Consider the following 18,670-nt stretch of genomic DNA (forward strand, 5'->3'; position numbering starts at 1 on the left):
AGACAGATCATGTACGCACAAATGGTTGAAACCGGCCTCAAGAACGTCCGTTCCCTCGACGACATGGGTCAAGAAGAGCGCGCTTTCCAGGCACGCATCGACGAAGGCATCAAGATCGAGGCCAAGGACTGGATGCCGGACGCTTACCGCAAGACCCTGATCCGCCAGATTTCGCAGCACGCACACTCGGAAATCGTCGGCCAATTGCCTGAGGGCAACTGGGTCACGCGCGCGCCCACCCTGAAACGCAAGTCCATCCTGCTGGCGAAGATCCAGGATGAAGCGGGCCATGGCCTGTACCTGTATAGCGCCGCGGAAACCTTGGGCGTGTCGCGCGACGACTTGCTGGCCGCCTTGCATTCGGGCAAAGCCAAGTATTCCAGCATCTTTAACTATCCCACCCTGTCGTGGGCCGACATGGGCGCCATCGGCTGGCTGGTCGACGGCTCCGCCATCATCAACCAGATTCCCCTGTGCCGCTGCTCGTACGGCCCGTATGCGCGCGCCATGATCCGCGTCTGCAAGGAAGAATCGTTCCATGCGCGCCAGGGCTACGACATCATGATGTCGCTGTGCAAGGGCACGCCCGCGCAGAAAGCCATGGCACAGGATGCCTTGAACCGCTGGTGGTGGCCGTCGCTGATGATGTTCGGTCCATCGGACGCCGCTTCCGTCAACAGCGCCCAGTCGGCGCAATGGCGCATCAAGCTGTTCTCGAACGACGAATTGCGCCAGCGCATGGTCGACCAGACCGTGCCGCAAATCGAATACCTGGGCCTGACCGTGCCCGATCCCGACCTGAGGTTCAATGCGGAAACAGGCCACTATGAATTCGGCGAGATCGACTGGTCCGAGTTCAACAATGTCTTGAAGGGCAATGGCCCGTGCAACCGCGAACGCCTGCAAACGCGCGTGAAAGCGTATGAAGACGGCGAATGGTTCCGCGATGCCTTGGTCGCCTACGCCGACAAGCAAGCCGCTAGCAAAGCGGCAGCCTGAAAATATCTATAAAAGGGGATAGCAACATGAGCAAAGAATGGCCTTTGTGGGAAGTTTTCATCCGCAGCCAGCACGGCCTGGCGCACAAGCATGTGGGCAGCCTGCACGCTTCCGACGCCACCATGGCGGTCAACCATGCGCGCGATGTCTACACGCGCCGCAATGAAGGCGTGAGCATCTGGGTGGTGCGCGCGGCCGATATCGTCGCCAGCAGCCCCGGCGACAAGGGCGCTCTGTTCGAACCGTCGAACAGCAAGGTGTACCGCCATCCCACCTTCTTCCCGATGCCGGAAGAAGTCAAGAATCTGTGATGGGAGCGCCTGCAATGGATGACAAGGTCAATTACCTTCTGCGCCTGGGCGACAACGCCCTGATCCTCAGTCAGCAGCTGTCGCAGCTGTGCGGCAAGGGCCCGGCGCTGGAAGAGGACATGGCGTTGACCAACGTGGCGCTGGACTTGCTGGGCCAGACGCGTTTGTGGTTCAGCTATGCGGCCGAACTGGAAAACGCGGGCCGCGACGAGGACGACATCGCCTTTTTGCGCGACGCCCACGATTTCAAGAATTGCCTGCTGGTCGAGCAGCCGAACGGCAATTACGCCGACACGATGATGCGCCAGTTCTTCTTCGACAGCTGGCACTACTTCCAGCTGCTGGAACTGACGAAATCGACGGATGCGCGCATCGTCGAGGTGGCGCAAAAGTCGATCAAGGAAGTGACCTATCACTTGCGCCGCAGCGGCGATCTTGTCGTGCGCCTCGGCGACGGTACGGCGGACAGCCACGCGAAAACGCAGGCCGCCGCCGACAAGCTGTGGATGTACACGGGCGAGATGTTCAAGTACGACGCCATCGACCAGGCCATGGTCGCCGCCGGCATCGCACCGCCATCCGACATCCTGCGCCAGGCTTTCCTGGAACACGTGGCTGAGATCTTCGCCGAAGCGACGCTTGTCATGCCGGCGCCCGACGCCTGGATGCAAAAAGGCGGCAAGCAGGGCACGCACACGGAGCACCTGGGCTTTATCCTGGCCGAGATGCAGTTCCTGCAGCGCGCCTATCCCGGGGCGGAGTGGTAATGAACACTGCCGCGGCAGCGCTGGACGCCGCCCAGGTCTGGGCCTGGCTGGGCGACGTGCCGGACCCGGAAATCCCCGTCATTTCGGTGGTGGACCTGGGCATCGTGCGCGCCGTCGAAGTCACCGGCGACGACGCCTGTACCGTGACGATCACGCCCACGTATTCGGGTTGCCCTGCCATGCAGGTGATCGCCGACGCTGTCACGGATGCCTTGCGCAGCCATGGCGTGGACAAGGTGACGCTGGTGAACCAGCTGTCGCCCGCCTGGACGACGGACTGGATGAGCGAGACGGGCAAGGCCAAGCTGAAAGGCTATGGCATCGCCCCGCCGCAGCAGCAGGTGATCGACATCAGCGGTTTGCGTGGTGGCGTCAAGCGCCAGCCCATGCCGAAACTGGACGTGATCTGCCCGAACTGCGGTTCCACGCATACGCAGCTGACCAGCCAGTTCGGCTCCACGCCGTGCAAGGCCCTGTACAAATGCCTGGATTGCCGCGAACCGTTTGACTACTTCAAGTGCCACTAAAAAAATCAGGCACACGTTCCGAAGAAACTGGAGATGAAGCATGAGTAAATTTTATCCGCTGTGCGTGGCCAACGTGCGCAATGAAACGCGCGACACCATCGCCGTCACGTTCGACGTGCCAGCGGAACTGCAGCAGCAGTTCCGCTTCCAGCAGGGCCAGCACCTGACTCTGCGCGCCCATATCAATGCGGAAGACGTGCGCCGCTCGTATTCCATCTGTTCGGCGGTGCAGGATGGCACTCTGCGCGTAGCCATCAAGCGCACGCCGGGCGGCGCCTTTTCCACCTGGGCGAACGACACCCTGAAAGCCGGCGCCACCATTGAGGTGATGCCGCCGATGGGTCACTTCAACGTGCCGCTCGACTGCGTCAACCGCAAGCACTACCTGGCGTTCGCGGCCGGCAGCGGCATCACGCCCATCCTCTCCATCATCAAGACGACACTGCTGACGGAACCTCTGAGCCGCTTCACCCTGTTCTACGGCAACCGCGCCTCGTCGTCCGTCATCTTCAAGGAAGAATTGACGGACTTGAAGGATGTGTACCTGGAGCGTTTGAACCTGGTCTACGTGATGAGCCGCGAACAGCAGGACATCGAACTGTTCAACGGCCGCATCACGCAGGAAAAATGTGAGCAATTCCTGCAGCACTGGATCAAGATCGAAGACTACGACAACGCCTTCATCTGCGGCCCGGAAGACATGATGCTGGGCGTCTCCGCAGCCTTGCAGGCAGCCGGCATGCCCAAGCAGAATATCAAGATCGAGCTGTTCGCCGCCAGCATCCCGAAAAACGCCCACAAGCCGCGCGCCCAGCTGGCTGCGGACGCCGTGCAGGAAACGGAAGTGACCGTCATCCTAGATGGCAACCACACCACCTTCACGATGGACAAGGACAAGGAATCCATCCTCGACGCGGGCCTGCGTCAGGGCATCGATATGCGCTACTCGTGCAAGGGGGGCGTGTGCTCGACCTGCCGCTGCAAGATCCTCGACGGCAAGGTTGAAATGGACGTCAACTACGCGCTGGAAGACTATGAAGTGGCGCGCGGCTTCATCCTCAGTTGCCAGAGTTTCCCTCTCACAGACAAGGTCGTGGTCGACTTCGACCAGGCTGAATAAGCCGGTGCAGGGCACGGGCCCTGCCTTACCTATTACACAAGCGAGACGCCATGACCTACCAAAACATCCTCTTCACCATCGAGCAGGGCATCGCCACGCTCACCCTGAACCGTCCCGAAAAACTCAATAGTTTTACGCAAGCCATGCACGAGGAAGTGCGCGACGCCATCGCCAAAGTCAATGCGGACAGTACCGTGCGGGTGTTCGTGCTGACGGGGGCGGGGCGCGGCTTTTGCGCGGGCCAGGACTTGTCCGACCGCGCCGTGGAACCGGGTTCGAAGGGCGTGGACCTGGGCGAATCCGTGGAAAAGAACTATGCGCCGCTGGTGCTGGCCTTGAAAGCGCTGCCGATGCCCGTGATCTGTGCTGTCAACGGCGTGGCCGCCGGCGCGGGCGCCAACCTGGCGCTGGCTTGCGACATCGTCATTGCCGGCAAGTCGGCCAGCTTTGTGGAAGTATTCTGCAAGCTGGGCCTGATCCCGGACACGGGCGGCACCTTCTTCCTGCCGCGCCTGATCGGTTCCGCGCGCGCCATGGGCCTGGCCATGCTGGGCGAAAAACTGACGGCGGAAAAAGCGGAAGACTGGGGTTTGATCTGGAAATGCGTCGAGGATGCCCAGCTGGCCGACGAAACGCGCAAGCTGGCCGTGCACTTTTCCACAGCCCCCACCAAGGGCCTGGCCTATACCAAGCAGGCGCTGGCCGCCAGCGGTGCGAATACTCTGCCGCAGCAGCTTGCGCTGGAAGCGCGCATGATGAGCGATCTCGGTAACAGCGACGATTACCGCGAAGGCGTGGCCGCCTTCATGGAAAAGCGCGCACCGCAATTCAAGGGACATTGATATGGCAGCTCTGGACAACAACAGTATCGTCGCCGTCATCGGCAGCGGCGCCATGGGCGCCGGCATCGCGCAGGTGGCCGCAGCCGCCGGTTACCGCGTCAAACTGTACGATACGCGCACGGAAGCCGTCAGCAAGGCGTTGGCCGACATTGGCAAGATGTATGCGAAGCTGGCTGAAAAGGGACGTATGACGCCCGACGAAGCCGCGGCCGCCACGGCGCGCCTGCAGGCGGCCGGCAGCCTGGCTGATGTGGCAGATGCTGCCCTGGTGGTGGAAGCCATCGTGGAAAACCTCGACGTCAAGCGCGGCCTGTTCGCCGAACTCGAAGCGCTGGTTGGCGACGACTGCATCCTAGCGACGAACACCTCGTCGATTTCCGTTACGGCCATCGCGGCCAAGCTGCGCCGTCCGGAACGCCTGGTCGGCATGCACTTCTTTAATCCTGTGCCACTGATGGCGCTGGTCGAAGTGATCAGCGGGCTGGCCACCAGCGAGCAAGTCGCCGCCACCGTCTACGATACGTCCATCGCCTGGGGCAAGAACCCCGTGCATGCGAAATCGACGCCCGGCTTCATCGTCAACCGTGTCGCCCGTCCGTTTTATGCGGAAGGTTGGCGCTTGCTGAATGAACAGGCGGGCGACGCCGCCACCATCGACGCCGTGCTGCGCGAAGCGGGCGGTTTCCGCATGGGCCCATTCGAGCTGATGGACTTGATCGGCCATGACGTCAATTTCTCCGTCACCCAATCCGTGTTCGGCGCCTATTTCAACGACCCGCGCTTCACGCCGTCCGTGCTGCAGCAGGAAATGGTCAATGCCGGTTTCCTCGGCCGCAAATCGGGCCGGGGTTTTTACCTGTACGGCGAAGGGGCCGCTGCCCCCGTGGCGCAGGCGGAAGGCGCGCAAGCGAAGCCGGAATTCGTTGCCCTGTCGGCCGCCATCGGCGGCGATGGCCGTGGCCACAGCGGCATCATCCGCAGTCTGGTGCAGCGCCTGGAGCAGGCCGGCATCACCGTCAGCCGCCGCGTGACGCAGGAAGGCCAGTCGCATGACGAGGCGCCCGCCCTGCATTGCCATGGCGCCGCGATTTATCTGACCGATGGCCGCAGCGCCACCCAGCGCGCGCACGACAACCAGCATCCGGACACGGTGCTGTTTGACCTGGCGCTTGATTACGCCAATGCCAAGCGCATCGCCGTGGCCCGCGCCGACCAGTGCAGCGATGCGGCCTACGCGGCCGTCGTTGGCCTCTTCCAGGCGGCCGGTTTCATCGTCACGCGCCTGGACGACGTGCCTGGCCTGGCCGTCATGCGCACGGTGGCCATGCTGGCCAACGAGGCGGCCGACGCCGTCAACCAGGGCGTGTGCACGGTGGCTGCCGTCGATATCGCCATGCAGAAGGGCGTCAACTATCCGTGCGGACCGCTGGCCTGGGCCGATGCCGTCGGCGTCCAGCACATCGTGACCGTGCTGCACCACTTGGCGCAGGGCTATGGCGAGGACCGTTACCGCGTCTCGCCGCTGCTGCGCCGCAAACTCGCCAATGGAGCACAGTTTCATGCATAAGGAAGACCATATCCACGCTGCCCAGGCTTTGGCCGAAGCGGCCGCCGCCTCCATGCTGTCGCGCGATAACGCCACCGCCGCCATGGGCATCGCCCTGGCCGACGTGGGCCCCGGTCATGCCCGCATGACGATGACGGTGCGCGCAGACATGCTCAATGGCCACCAGACCTGCCATGGCGGTTTTATCTTTGCCCTGGCCGACAGCGCTTTCGCGTTTGCCTGCAACAGCTACAACCTGAACACCGTGGGCGCCGGCTGCACCATCGATTATCTGGCGCCGGGCCGTGAAGGCGACGTGCTGACGGCGCACGCCGTCGAACAGGCGCTGGCCGGCAAGAGCGGCGTCTACGACGTCAAGGTCAGCAACCAGGACGGGCGCGCCATCGCGCTCTTCCGCGGCAAGTCGATTCGCGTGGCGGGTGAAGTCATCAGCAATTGAAGTTACAAGAGCAGGCTTGAACTGCCGGAACGAATTACATAGTTATAGAACCGAATCAGGAGACAGAGATGGTCCAGAGAACCCCAGCACCGAATGACCTCGAACCGATCGAGCGTGCCAGCAAGGATGAACTGCAGGCGCTGCAGCTCGAACGCATGAAATGGACGCTCAAGCACGCGTATGACAACGTGCCCCATTACCGCGCCGCTTTCGACGAAGCGGGCGTGCATCCGGACGACCTGAAATCGCTGTCCGATCTGGCCAAATTCCCGTTCACCGATAAAAAGGTCTTGCGCGACAATTACCCGTTCGGCCTGTTCGCCGTGCCGCGCGAGCAAGTGGTGCGCATCCATGCATCCAGCGGTACCACGGGCAAGGCCACGGTGGTCGGCTATACGCAGAACGACATCGATACTTGGGCCAATGTGGTGGCGCGCTCGATTCGCGCCGGCGGCGGCCGCGCGGGCGACATGGTGCATATTTCCTACGGCTACGGCCTGTTCACGGGCGGCCTGGGCGCGCATTACGGCGCCGAGCGCTTGGGCTGCACGGTCATTCCGATGTCCGGCGGGCAGACGGAAAAACAGGTGCAGCTGATCCAGGATTTCAAGCCATCCATCATCATGGTTACGCCATCGTACATGCTCAACATCATCGAGGAATTCACGCGCCAGGGTCTGGACCCGGCCGAGTCCTCGCTGAAGGTGGGCATCTTCGGCGCCGAGCCGTGGACGGACGCCATGCGTTCGGAAATCGAGGCGCGTGCCGGCATCGACGCCGTCGACATCTACGGCCTGTCCGAAGTGATGGGCCCTGGCGTGGCATCCGAATGCATCGAGAGCAAGGACGGTCCCGTCATATGGGAAGACCATTTTTACCCGGAGATCATCGATCCGGAAACGGGCGAAGTGCTGCCGGACGGCGAAGAGGGCGAGCTGGTGTTTACCTCGCTGTCGAAGGAAGCGCTGCCCATCATCCGCTACCGCACACGCGACCTGACCCGCTTGCTGCCGCCGACGTCGCGTTCCATGCGCCGCATCGGCAAGATCACGGGCCGCTCGGACGACATGCTGATCATCCGCGGCGTGAACGTCTTCCCCACGCAGATCGAAGAGCTGATCCTGAAAATGCCGAAGCTGGCACCACAGTATCAATTGGTGGTCACGCGCGACGGCCACCTCGACAAGCTGGAAGTGGTGGCTGAATTGCGCATCGACCTGACGTCCACCATCTCGGCCAGCGAAACGGACGCGCTGGCGCGCGAGCTGGAACACCGCATCAAGACGCACGTGGGCGTGAGCACGCGCGTGCGCCTGGTGGCCGCGGCCGGCATCGAACGTACCCTGACGGGCAAGGCCCGCCGCGTGGTCGACCAGCGCCCGAAGATTTTCTCCTGATAGCTCGAACAAGGAACTAAACATGAATGACGCTTTTATCTGTGACGCCGTACGCACTCCCTTTGGCCGCTATGGCGGCGCGCTGTCCGGCGTGCGCGCCGACGACCTGGGCGCGCTGCCGATTGCCGCGCTGATCGCCCGCAACCCCTCCGTCGACTGGTCCGCCATCGACGACGTATTTTACGGCTGCGCCAACCAGGCGGGCGAGGACAACCGCAACGTGGGCCGCATGGCTGCGCTGCTGGCCGGCTTGCCGGCGGCAGTACCGGCCAATACCATCAACCGCCTGTGCGGTTCCAGCCTGGATGCCGTCGGCATGGCTGCCCGCTCCATCAAGGCAGGCGAGGCGGAGCTGATCATCGCCGGTGGCGTGGAAAGCATGACGCGCGCGCCTTTCGTGATGGGCAAGGCAGACAGCGCGTTCTCGCGCGCGGCGAAAATCGAGGACACGACCCTGGGCTGGCGCTTCGTGAACGGCAAGATGAAGGCGCAGTACGGCATCGACACCATGCCGGAAACGGCGGAAAACGTGGCCGTGGAATTTGGCATCAGCCGTGCCGACCAGGATGCGCTAGCCCTGCGCAGCCAGCAGCGCTGGGCCGCCGCCCACGCGGCCGGCGTCTTCGAGCGCGAAATCGTGCCCGTCGCCGTGCCGCAAAAGAAGGGTGATCCGAAGATGGTCACGAGCGATGAACACCCGCGTCCGGACACTTCGCTGGAAATGCTGGCGAAACTCAAGGGCGTCGTGAAAGCGGACGGCACGGTCACCGCCGGCAATGCCTCGGGCTTGAACGATGGCGCCTGCGCCATCTTGCTGGCGTCCGCCGCCGCCGTCGACAAATATAAGCTGACGCCGCGCGCAAAGGTGCTGGGCATGGCCACGGCCGGCCTGGCGCCGCGCATCATGGGCTTTGGCCCTTCGCCCGCTTCGCGCAAGGTGCTGGCGCAGACGGGATTGACCATCGAGCAGATGGATGTCATCGAACTCAATGAAGCGTTTGCCGCGCAGGCGCTGGCCGTCACGCGCGACCTGGGCCTGACGGACGATGCGGCTCACGTGAACCCGAATGGCGGCGCGATCGCTATCGGTCACCCGCTGGGTGCCACGGGCGCGCGCCTGGTGATGGCCGCGCTGAACCAGCTGGAACGCACGGGCGGGCGCTATGCGCTGTGCACCATGTGCATCGGCGTTGGGCAGGGTATTGCTGTCGTAATTGAGCGCGTATAAAAAATAAAACAAAAAAGGCGCAGGCTTGCAAAAAAGCGCCAACCATACATTGACCGTAGTGCCAACCTGGTGGAGACCACAATGATTGCCAATATCTTCAAGAAAACCCTGATCGCCGGCGTGCTGGCCATGTCCGCCGCGGGCGCGTATGCGGCCGATAACATCAAGATCGGCTCCGTGCTGTCCGTCACGGGACCAGCCGCCTTCCTGGGCGATCCGGAACTGAAAACCCTGCAGCTGTACATCGAGAAGATCAACGCGGCCGGCGGCGTGCTGGGACGCAAGCTGGAACTGGTGCACTACGATGACGGCAGCGACGCGGCCAAGGCCAACGGTTTTACCAAGCGCCTGATCGAGTCGGACAAGGTCGACGTGTTGATCGGCGGCACCACCACGGGCGCGACGATGGCGATGGCGCCGCTGGTGGATCGCGCCAGCATGCCGTTCATTTCGCTGGCCGGTGCCGTTGTCATCATCGATCCGGTCAAGAAATGGGTGTTCAAGACGCCGCATACGGACCGCATGGCGGCCGAGAAGGTGTTCGAGGACATGAAGAAGCGCGGCATCAGCAAGGTGGGCCTGCTGTCGGAAACGAGCGGCTTTGGCGCCTCGGGCCGCAAGGAATCGCAAATCGTCGCCTCCAAATATGGCATCACCCTGGTGGCTGATGAAACTTACGGCCCGAAAGACACGGATATCACGGCGCAGCTCACGCGCATCAAGAATACAAGCGGCGTGCAAGCCGTATTCGTGTTCGGACTGGGCCAGGGTCCTGCCGTGGTTACCAAAAATTATGGCCAACTGGGCATGGCTGCGCTGCCGCTGTACCAGTCGCACGGCGTGGCGTCGGACGAATACCTGAAGCTGTCGGGCAAGGCCGCCGAAGGCGTGCGCCTGCCGACGCCAGCGCTGTTAATCGGCGCCATGCTGCCTGACAGCGACGCGCAAAAGGCCGTCGTCGTCGGTTACGACAAGACGTATAAAGACCGCTACAAGATCGACCCGTCGACCTTTGGCGGCTATGTGCTCGACGCCCTGAACCTGTCGGTAGACGCCATCAAGCGCGCCGGCGGCACGGACCGCGAAAAAGTGCGCACGGCGCTGGAATCGACCAAGGGTTTTGTCGGCACCACCGGTGTCTTCAACATGTCGGCCAAAGACCACATGGGCCTGGACCTGTCGGCGTTCCGCATGGTCGAAGTGAAGAACGGCGAATGGCAATTGTCTAAATAAGTTCGAGAAGGTAAGCCGGAAGTACCCGCGCGGGCCGCCCTTGAAGGCGGTTCGCGCGCAGCCGAACATAATGGAGACACCATGGAAGTCGCTCAATTTCTACAATTTCTGTATTCCGGGATGACGGTCGGTTCCGCCTACGCGCTGGCGGCGCTGGGCTTTACCATCATCTACAACACCAGCGGCGTGATCAATTTCGCCCAGGGCGAATTCATCATGCTGGGCGGGATGCTGGCCGCCGTGATGTCGGCCGCCGGCGTGCCGCTGCCGCTGGCCATCATCCTGGCCGTCGTCGCCACCGGTATCGTTGGCCTGTTGATGGAAAAAACCGTGATCGAACCGGCGCAAAATGCACAGGTCATCACGCTCCTGATCATCACCATCGGCGCCTCCCTCGTGCTGCGCGGCCTGGTGCAAATCTGGCTGGGCAAGGATACGCACTCGCTGCCGGCGTTTTCCGGCGATGCGCCGATCGAATTCCTGGGCGCCAGCCTGCTGCCGCAAAGCCTGTGGGTGCTGGGCGTCACGGTGGTCATCGTGCTGGTGCTGGGCTGGTTTTTTGGCCGCACCCTGATGGGCAAGGCCATGCTGGCCACTTCGCACAACAAGCTGGCGGCACAACTGGTGGGCATCAACACGCGCAAGGTGCTGCTGTTCTCGTTCGGCCTGTCGGCCTTGCTGGGTGCTGCCGGCGGCATCCTCGTTGCACCGATCACCTACACCTCATATGACGCTGGCATCATGCTGGGCCTGAAAGGCTTTGTCGCCGCTGTCCTCGGTGGCCTGGGCGGCGGCGCCGGTGCGATTGCCGGTGGCCTGATCCTCGGCATCGCCGAAGCCATGACGGCCGGCTACATCTCGTCGGCCTACAAGGACGCGGTGCCCTTTGTGCTGATTTTATTGATCCTGTTCTTCCTGCCGCAAGGCTTGTTTGGCGCTAAAAATTCGGAGCGTGTATGACCAACTTTTTCACACGCTCGCGCCACGGAGGCTTGCTGGTGCTGGCCCTGGTGCTGGCCATCCTGCCCCTGTTCCTGAGCAACGCGTTCTATTATGACGTGGCGATCCGCATCGCCCTGAACGCCATCGTCGTCATTGGCCTGAACCTCCTGATGGGCTACACGGGCCAGATCAGCCTGGGCCACGCGGGTTTCTATGGCCTGGGCGCGTATGCGTCGGCCGTGCTGACCACGCACTACAACTGGCCGCCGCTGGCCGCGCTGGCGGCGGGCGCCGTCGCCACGGGTTTGCTGGCGCTGCTGCTGGCCCGTCCCGTGCTGAAACTCAAGGGCCATACCCTGGCCATGGCGACCCTGGGACTGGGCATCATCATTTCCATCGTTATCAACAACGAGACGCAGTGGACGGGCGGCCCGGACGGTATCGGCGTCTCCGCCTTCACGGTGGCCGGCCTGGAAATCGCCGGCGAGAAATCGTGGTACCTGGTGTGCGCCGTGCTGCTGTTGCTGGTGACGTGGCTGGCCCTGAACCTGATCGATTCTCCCGTCGGCCGAGCGTTGCAGGCCATTCACGGCTCGGAAGTGGCGGCCCGTGTGGTCGGCGTCGACACGACGCGCTTCAAGGTGCGCGTGTTCGTGCTGTCGGCGGTGATTGCCAGCATCGCGGGCAGCATCAGTGCCCACTACATCGGTTTCATCACCCCCAACCTGGCCGGTTTCTTCCACTCGATCGAACTGGTGACGATGGTGGTGGTGGGCGGCATGGCATCGATCTTCGGTTCCATCATCGGCGCAGCGTTGCTGACCATCTTGCCGCAATTGCTGTCCAGTTTTGAAGGCTGGGAAACGGTGGTGTTTGGCGTGATCCTGATGGCGACCATGATCTTCATGCCAAAAGGCCTGGTACCCAGCCTGGCCAGCCGTTCGCGCAAGCGGGCAGCCATGCCGAAGGCGCCCGTCAAATCCGCGCAGGAGGTGTGAGATGCTGACGATTAAGAACTTGAGCAAAAGCTTCGGTGGCGTGCACGCGGTGCAGGATGTCAGTTTCACGGTCAAGGAAGGCAATATCCACTCCGTGATCGGGCCGAATGGCGCCGGCAAGACGACCCTGTTCAACCTGATCACGGGCGTCTACACGCCGAGCAAGGGCGAGATATTGCTCAATGGCGAGAACGTGGCTGCCATGCCGCCCGATGCGCTGGCGCGGCGCGGCATGAGCCGCACCTTCCAGAATCTGCAAGTGTGCATGAACATGACAGCCATCGACAACGTGATGGTGGGTGCGCATTTGCGCCTGAACCAGAACCTGTTCGCCTCCATGCTGCGCCTGCCGTCCGTGCGCCGCGCGGACGCGGCTTGCCGCGACGAGGCAGCCGGCCTGATGGAGTTTGTCGGCGTGGGCCGGCATATCGACGACGAGGCAGGGCAGATGTCGTATGGCGCCTTGAAACGCCTGGAAATCGCGCGCGCGCTGGCGGCCAAGCCGAAAGTGCTGTTGCTCGATGAACCGGCCGCGGGCCTGAACCACACGGAAACGGGCGAAATCGAAGCCCTGATCCGCAAGGTGGCGCAATCGGGGGTGACGGTGGTGCTGGTCGAGCATGACATGAAACTGGTGATGAATCTGTCGGACCATATCCTGGTGCTCGACTATGGCAAGAAGCTGGCCGAAGGGACTGCCGCCGAAGTGCGCGCGAATCCCGACGTGGTGGCGGCATATCTGGGAGTGGCGGCATGATGCAAAATGAAATTCAGGCTCCGCTGGTGCTCGACATCCAGGGATTGACCAGCCACTATGGCCGCATCCAGGCCCTGCACGGCATCGACCTGCAGGTGCGCCAGGGCCAGCTGGTGGCGCTGGTGGGCGCCAATGGCGCCGGCAAGACGACCCTGCTGCGTGCCATCTCCGGCGTGCAGCCGATCAGCGCCGGTAGTATCGCCTTCGCCGGCCAGGATGTGAGCCGCATGAGTGCGGACAAGCGCGTGCGCAGCGGCATTTGCCAGGTGCCGGAAGGGCGGCAAGTGTTCGGCCCCATGACGGTGGAAGACAATCTGCGCCTGGGCGCCTTCACGCGCCCCCCGCAGGACGTGGCGGGCGACATGGAGCGCATGTATGGCCTGTTCCCGATCCTGAAGGAAAAGCGTTTGCTGTTGGCCGGAACGCTCTCCGGCGGACAGCAGCAGATGCTGGCCATGGCGCGCGCGCTGATGGGCCGCCCGCAATTGCTGCTGCTCGATGAACCGAGCATGGGGCTGGCGCCTTTGCTGATCGCGGAAATCTTCCGCATCGTGGCCGAATTGCGCGACCAGGGCATCACCATCTTCCTCGTCGAGCAGAACGCGCACGCCGCCCTGTCGATCGCCGACGTGGGCTATGTGATCGAGACGGGCGCCATCACGCTGTCCGGTCCCGGCCCTGAATTGCTGCATAACGAGCAAGTACAAAGCGCCTATCTGGGCATGTAAGGAGTATGTATGGTCAAAGTGTATGAAATAAACGGCGTCACCCCCGTCGTCCATCCCAGCGCCTATGTGCACCCGTCGGCCGTGCTGATCGGCGATGTGATCGTCGGCCCGCGCTGCTATATCGGCCCGCTGGCCTCGATCCGCGGGGACTTCGGCCGCTTGATCCTGGAAGAGGGCGCGAACTTGCAGGATACCTGCGTCATGCACGGCTTTCCTGGCTGCGACACGGTGGTCGAAGTCGACGGCCATATCGGCCATGGCGCCGTGCTGCATGGCTGCCGCATCGGCCGCAATGCGCTCGTCGGCATGAACGCGGTGGTGATGGATAACGCCATCATCGGCGAGGAGTCCATCGTCGCCGCCATGAGTTTCGTCAAGGCGGGCATGATCGTCGCGCCGCGCAGCATGGTGGTGGGCACGCCGGCCAAGATCATCCGCGCGCTGACCGACGATGAAATCAAATGGAAAAGCTCGGGCACGGGCCAGTATCACGAACTGGCCGTGCGCTCGATGCACACGATGCGTGAAGTGGAAGCTCTGACGGAAGTCGAAGCGAACCGCCAACGCCTGAATTTCGAATCGGCCTTGCCGCTGCATTTGCACAAGAACGCCGCAGCGCAGTAAGCACGCAGTAAACCAACATAGGAGTAAACCACATGGCTCACATATCCACTCTGCAAAGCCTGATCGCCGGCCGCTGGCTGGGCGAAAGCGCCGCCGTGCCCCTGCACAGCGCCTTGAACAACCGCGTCATCTATCACACGCATGCGGAAAAGATCGACTTCGACGAAGCCGTCACGTATGCGCGCAAGACGGGTGTGCCTGGTCTGATGGCGCTGGACTTCCAGCAGCGCGCCGCACGCCTGAAGGCACTGGCGCTGTACTTGGTCGAGCGCAAGGAAGAGCTGTACGCGATCTCGCACCTGTCGGGCGCCACGCGCGCCGACAGCTGGGTCGATATCGAAGGCGGCACGGGCACCCTGTTCGCCTACGCCAGCATGGGAAGCAACGAGCTGCCGTCGTCGAACGTGCTGCACGAAGGCCCGGCTATCGCGCTGGGCAAGAAGGGTGGTTTCGCCGGTACGCACATCCTGGTGCCGCGCGGCGGCCTGGCCGTGCACATCAACGCCTTCAACTTCCCTATCTGGGGCTTGCTGGAAAAATTCGCCCCGAGCTTCCTGGCGGCCATGCCCTGCATCGCCAAGCCGGCCACGGCGACGAGCTACCTGACGCAGGCCGTCGTGCGCATGATGCACGAATCGGGTTTGCTGCCTGCTGGCAGCCTGCAATTGGTGATCGGTTCCACGGGCGACCTGCTGGACCGCCTGAATGGCCAGGATTTTGTTACCTTCACGGGATCGGCCGCCACGGCCGCCAAGCTGCGCACCAATCCGAACCTGATCGCCCAGTCCGTGCCGTTCAACGGCGAAGCCGATTCGCTCAACTGCGCTATCCTGGCGCCAGACGTCACGCCGGACGATGTGGAATTCGACCTCTTCGTCAAGGAAGTCGTGCGCGAGATGACGGGCAAGTCGGGCCAGAAGTGCACGGCCATCCGCCGCATCATCGTGCCCGAGCACCTGATGGACGCCGTCGGCACGCGCTTGCGCGAGCGCCTGGCCAAGGTGGTGGTGGGCGACCCGTCCATCGACGGTGTGCGCATGGGCGCGTTGGCGTCGAAAGAGCAGCAGAATGATGTGGCCGAGCGTGTTGCCACCCTGTCGCAGGGTAACGAGGTGGTGTTCGGCGCGGCCGACGGTTTCAATCCGCTCGGTGATGGTGCGCAGGATGGCAGTTTCTTCTCGCCGACTCTGCTGCTGTGCCGCGACGCCTTCGGCAACGACGCCGTGCATGACGTGGAAGCGTTCGGCCCCGTCAGTACCATGATGGGCTACAAGGAGATCGACGAGGCGTTGGTCCTGGCCGCGCGCGGCAAGGGCAGCCTGGTGAGCACCCTGGTGACGCGCGATCCGAAGACCGCCGCGCGCGTGGTGCCGCAAGTGGCGGCCACGCATGGCCGCGTGCACGTGCTCGAGCGCGTGGCTTCCGTCGATTCGACGGGCCATGGCTCGCCCCTGCCGCAGTTGAAGCACGGCGGTCCTGGCCGCGCGGGCGGCGGCGAAGAGCTGGGCGGCGTGCGTGCCGTGCGCCATTACCTGCAACGGGCGGCAGTGCAAGGCTCACCGACCATGCTGGCGGCCATCACGGGTGAATACGTGCGTGGCGCGGACGTCAATGAAAGCCCGATCCACCCGTTCCGCAAGCATTTCGAGGATTTGAAGACGGGCGACTCGCTGCTCACGCACCGCCGCACCGTCAGCGAAGCGGACATCGTCGCCTTCGGCGGCATCTCGGGCGACTTCTTCTACATGCACTTCGACGAAATCGCCGCCAAGGAGTCGCAATTCGGCAAGCGCATCGCCCACGGCTACTTCGTGCTGTCGGCCGCTGCCGGCCTGTTCGTCTCGCCCGGCGTGGGCCCCGTGCTGGCCAACTACGGCCTGGACAACCTGCGTTTCGTCGCTCCTGTCGCCATCGGCGACACCATCCGCGCGCGCCTGACCTGCAAGCGCAAGGTCGACCGCAACCGCAAGGACGTGTTTGGCGTGGGACAGGGCGTGGTCGCGTGGGACGTGCAGGTGACGAACCAGAACGAGGAACTGGTGGCCAGCTACGATATTCTGACCCTGGTATCGAAGCGCGAGTAAGCGTTCCTGCAGCACGGCATTGACCGGCGCCACCCGCGATCTTTATGCGGGTGGCGTTTTTTTATTCGGATTCTTTTCCTCTTGAATTATCCATAAGTGTATGAAAAATATAGGCTAAGTGTGGTTTTGCACAGCGTGCTATTTAGATAAACACCTCTAGAACGCGTGCTTTTTCCTTGAAAATGGGCGAATTCGTCCATTGCCTCAAGAAAACTTTCCAACGTAAAACCTTTTCTCTGTAGCATGGTTTTACTTACTGGTCACGCCGCCAAGCACGCTCAACGACGCGATGGCGGCGCGAAAAAAACGGACTCGGCCTTTTACGGCCGGTGAGCCATCGACCTCGAGTCCACTCCACGATTAATGTTCACCGCTACGGGTATTTGATTACTATGAATAAACATGTCCTGATTTTCCTGTTGGCCATGCCCCTGGCCATCAGCCATGCCTATGCCGAAGAGGTCACCGGTCCCGCCGTCAAGATCAGCGGTTACGGCACTGCTGCCCTGACCATGGCCGATACCGATAATGCGCAGTTTGCGCGCCCGAACCAGGCTGCCGGCGCTGGCCGCACGGCCCGCACGGGTGTCGATTCCAACCTGGGACTGCAAGCCAATGCCACCGTCAATCCCTGGTTGTCGGCCACCGTGCAGGGCCTGGCGCGCAAGGATGGTGAGGACGATTTCGGCGCCGAACTGGCCTGGGCCTTTGCCAAGGCCAAGGTGTCGGACAGCTTCAGCGTGCGCGTCGGTCGCATGGGCCTGCCCGTCTTCATGATTTCCGATTATCGCAACGTGGGCTATGCCAACACCATGCTGCGCCCGCCCGGCGAAATGTATTCGCAGGTTCCCCTGAACAGCATCGATGGCGTCGACGGTACCTATCAGTTCAGCGCGGGCGATACCAGCATCACCACGCAGCTGGCGCTGGGCCGCACCAAGGCCACCCTGGCCACGGGTCCCGATTCGACCGTGCAGGTGGAAGGCAAGTCCATCGTTGCCCTTAACGTGGTGGCCGAGCATGGCCCCGTCACCGTGCGCTTCGGCCGTGCCGAAACCAAGTTGACGATCAACGATTCACCGAGCCTGAACACCTTGATGGGCAGCTTGCGCGCGGCCGGCAGCGGCTACCGGATCGCCCAGCTGGGTGCCCTGGCCGATGCGCTGGAAGTCAAGGACAAGAAGGCGTCGTTCACTTCCGTGGGCCTGGGCCTGGACTGGAACAATGTCTTGGTGCAGTCCGAATATGCGAAGCGCAAGACGGACAGCTATGTCAGCGACAGCACTTCGTGGTACGTGATGGGCGGCTATCGCATCGGCGCTTTTCTTCCGTACTACAGCCACGCCAGCCTGAAGGCCGATGGCCGCGTGAACAACACCGTGCCTGCCGCCTGCCCAGCCGGCTATCCGGCCGCCTGCACGCCGACCCTGCGCGCCCTGTCGGCCGGCGTCGACACCCTGGCCTATATGCGCAACCAGCTGGAGCAATCGACGGACAGCATCGGCGTGCGCTGGGACTTCCACCGTTCGGCCGCCCTGAAGGTGCAGATCGACCGCATCAAGCCGAAGAATGGCCCGGGCCTGTTCGTGCAAGCCAAGCCAGGCTTCCATGGTCCCGTCACGGTGGCTGCCGCCGCCATCGATTTCGTTTTCTGAGGAGCGCCGCATGAAACCATTTATTGCAAATGTGGCTGCCTTGCTGGCGCTGTCGACCGCCATTCCCGCCATGGCCGAAGTGGTCGTGGTGGTCAATCCGAAGAGCGCCGCCGGCGCCATGACGAATGAACAGGTGGCGCAATTCTTTCTCGGCAAATCGACGGCCATGACGCCGATCGACCAGCCGGAAAGCGCCCCCGTGCGCGCCGAGTTCTACAAGAAGGTGACGGACAAGGAGCCGTCGCAGGCGAAGGCCCTGTGGTCCAAGCTGGTCTTCACGGGCAAGGCGACCTTGCCGAAGGAAGTGGCCAATAGCGCCGACGTGAAGAAGGCTGTCGCCGCCGATCCGAAAGCCATCGGCTATATCGAAAAGAGTGCCGTCGACGGCACCGTCAAAGTGGTGCTGACGGCGCCATAAAGCCGGTTCGGGCCGCACGCCATGCGGCGGCCCG

At 62.8% G+C, this 18,670-nt stretch carries 19 protein-coding genes; all 19 read left to right on the forward strand.

The annotated features are described in order from the left end of the window. Positions 1 to 9 precede the first annotated feature (9 nt). The 19 genes from paaA to OX459_RS01235 all read left to right on the forward strand — a co-directional run bounded on the left by paaA (position 10) and on the right by OX459_RS01235 (position 18,636). Positions 10 to 999 carry a 1,2-phenylacetyl-CoA epoxidase subunit PaaA gene (gene paaA, locus OX459_RS01145; protein ID WP_289903404.1) on the forward strand — a complete coding sequence of 330 codons (990 nt, stop codon included), beginning with the start codon at positions 10 to 12 and terminating at the stop codon, positions 997 to 999. A 26-nt stretch (positions 1,000 to 1,025) separates the two neighbouring features. After that, on the forward strand, positions 1,026 to 1,310 hold the full coding sequence (gene paaB / locus OX459_RS01150; RefSeq protein ID WP_034746356.1) for a 1,2-phenylacetyl-CoA epoxidase subunit PaaB: 285 nt from the start codon (positions 1,026 to 1,028) through the stop codon (positions 1,308 to 1,310). A 14-nt stretch (positions 1,311 to 1,324) separates the two neighbouring features. Next, positions 1,325 to 2,077 (forward strand): 1,2-phenylacetyl-CoA epoxidase subunit PaaC, encoded by a 753-nt coding sequence (gene paaC, locus OX459_RS01155; protein ID WP_289904802.1) that lies wholly within the window; start codon positions 1,325 to 1,327, stop codon positions 2,075 to 2,077. After that, positions 2,077 to 2,604 carry a 1,2-phenylacetyl-CoA epoxidase subunit PaaD gene (gene paaD, locus OX459_RS01160; protein ID WP_289903406.1) on the forward strand — a complete coding sequence of 176 codons (528 nt, stop codon included), beginning with the start codon at positions 2,077 to 2,079 and terminating at the stop codon, positions 2,602 to 2,604. Before paaC ends, paaD begins: the two co-directional genes overlap by 1 nt. A gap of 40 nt (positions 2,605 to 2,644) precedes the next feature. Next, entirely contained in the window at positions 2,645 to 3,724 is a 1,080-nt protein-coding gene (gene paaE, locus OX459_RS01165; protein WP_289900224.1) for a 1,2-phenylacetyl-CoA epoxidase subunit PaaE, read from the forward strand. A gap of 50 nt (positions 3,725 to 3,774) precedes the next feature. Continuing rightward, complete coding sequence (paaG, locus tag OX459_RS01170; protein ID WP_289903408.1) at positions 3,775 to 4,566, forward strand: 2-(1,2-epoxy-1,2-dihydrophenyl)acetyl-CoA isomerase PaaG; 792 nt, start codon at positions 3,775 to 3,777, stop codon at positions 4,564 to 4,566. 1 nt (position 4,567) lies between these two features. Continuing rightward, complete coding sequence (gene paaH / locus OX459_RS01175; RefSeq protein WP_289903409.1) at positions 4,568 to 6,133, forward strand: 3-hydroxyacyl-CoA dehydrogenase PaaH; 1,566 nt, start codon at positions 4,568 to 4,570, stop codon at positions 6,131 to 6,133. After that, a complete protein-coding gene (gene paaI / locus OX459_RS01180) occupies positions 6,126 to 6,572 on the forward strand; it encodes a hydroxyphenylacetyl-CoA thioesterase PaaI (RefSeq protein WP_289903411.1) in 447 nt (148 codons plus the stop codon). The genes paaH and paaI overlap by 8 nt, the downstream gene beginning before the upstream one ends. 68 nt (positions 6,573 to 6,640) lie before the next feature. Continuing rightward, a complete protein-coding gene (gene paaK, locus OX459_RS01185; RefSeq protein WP_289903412.1) occupies positions 6,641 to 7,969 on the forward strand; it encodes a phenylacetate--CoA ligase PaaK in 1,329 nt (442 codons plus the stop codon). Positions 7,970 to 7,991: 22 nt separating this feature from the next. After that, positions 7,992 to 9,197 (forward strand): 3-oxoadipyl-CoA thiolase, encoded by a 1,206-nt coding sequence (gene pcaF / locus OX459_RS01190; protein ID WP_289903414.1) that lies wholly within the window; start codon positions 7,992 to 7,994, stop codon positions 9,195 to 9,197. Positions 9,198 to 9,278: 81 nt separating this feature from the next. Beyond that, positions 9,279 to 10,430: an ABC transporter substrate-binding protein gene (locus OX459_RS01195; protein WP_289903415.1), complete on the forward strand. Its 1,152-nt coding sequence runs from the start codon at positions 9,279 to 9,281 to the stop codon at positions 10,428 to 10,430. Positions 10,431 to 10,511: 81 nt separating this feature from the next. Beyond that, positions 10,512 to 11,390: a branched-chain amino acid ABC transporter permease gene (locus OX459_RS01200; protein ID WP_230538975.1), complete on the forward strand. Its 879-nt coding sequence runs from the start codon at positions 10,512 to 10,514 to the stop codon at positions 11,388 to 11,390. Next, entirely contained in the window at positions 11,387 to 12,370 is a 984-nt protein-coding gene (locus tag OX459_RS01205) for a branched-chain amino acid ABC transporter permease (protein WP_289903416.1), read from the forward strand. The genes OX459_RS01200 and OX459_RS01205 overlap by 4 nt, the downstream gene beginning before the upstream one ends. 1 nt (position 12,371) lies before the next feature. Further along, the gene (locus OX459_RS01210) at positions 12,372 to 13,127 is read left to right on the forward strand and encodes an ABC transporter ATP-binding protein (protein WP_289903418.1); all 756 of its coding nucleotides are present in this window, start codon (positions 12,372 to 12,374) and stop codon (positions 13,125 to 13,127) included. Then, a complete protein-coding gene (locus tag OX459_RS01215) occupies positions 13,127 to 13,855 on the forward strand; it encodes an ABC transporter ATP-binding protein (RefSeq protein WP_289904803.1) in 729 nt (242 codons plus the stop codon). The genes OX459_RS01210 and OX459_RS01215 overlap by 1 nt, the downstream gene beginning before the upstream one ends. A 9-nt stretch (positions 13,856 to 13,864) precedes the next feature. After that, a complete protein-coding gene (gene paaY / locus OX459_RS01220) occupies positions 13,865 to 14,479 on the forward strand; it encodes a phenylacetic acid degradation protein PaaY (protein WP_289903419.1) in 615 nt (204 codons plus the stop codon). 32 nt (positions 14,480 to 14,511) lie between these two features. Continuing rightward, the gene (paaZ, locus tag OX459_RS01225) at positions 14,512 to 16,563 is read left to right on the forward strand and encodes a phenylacetic acid degradation bifunctional protein PaaZ (RefSeq protein WP_289903421.1); all 2,052 of its coding nucleotides are present in this window, start codon (positions 14,512 to 14,514) and stop codon (positions 16,561 to 16,563) included. Positions 16,564 to 16,955: 392 nt separating this feature from the next. Continuing rightward, the gene (locus OX459_RS01230) at positions 16,956 to 18,218 is read left to right on the forward strand and encodes a hypothetical protein (protein WP_289903422.1); all 1,263 of its coding nucleotides are present in this window, start codon (positions 16,956 to 16,958) and stop codon (positions 18,216 to 18,218) included. A gap of 10 nt (positions 18,219 to 18,228) precedes the next feature. Then, the gene (locus tag OX459_RS01235) at positions 18,229 to 18,636 is read left to right on the forward strand and encodes a hypothetical protein (RefSeq protein ID WP_289903423.1); all 408 of its coding nucleotides are present in this window, start codon (positions 18,229 to 18,231) and stop codon (positions 18,634 to 18,636) included. The last annotated feature ends 34 nt before the right edge of the window (positions 18,637 to 18,670 follow it).

The sequence above is a fragment of the Janthinobacterium sp. SUN026 genome (genome assembly GCF_030397625.1).
GTDB lineage: Bacteria > Pseudomonadota > Gammaproteobacteria > Burkholderiales > Burkholderiaceae_D > Janthinobacterium > Janthinobacterium kumbetense.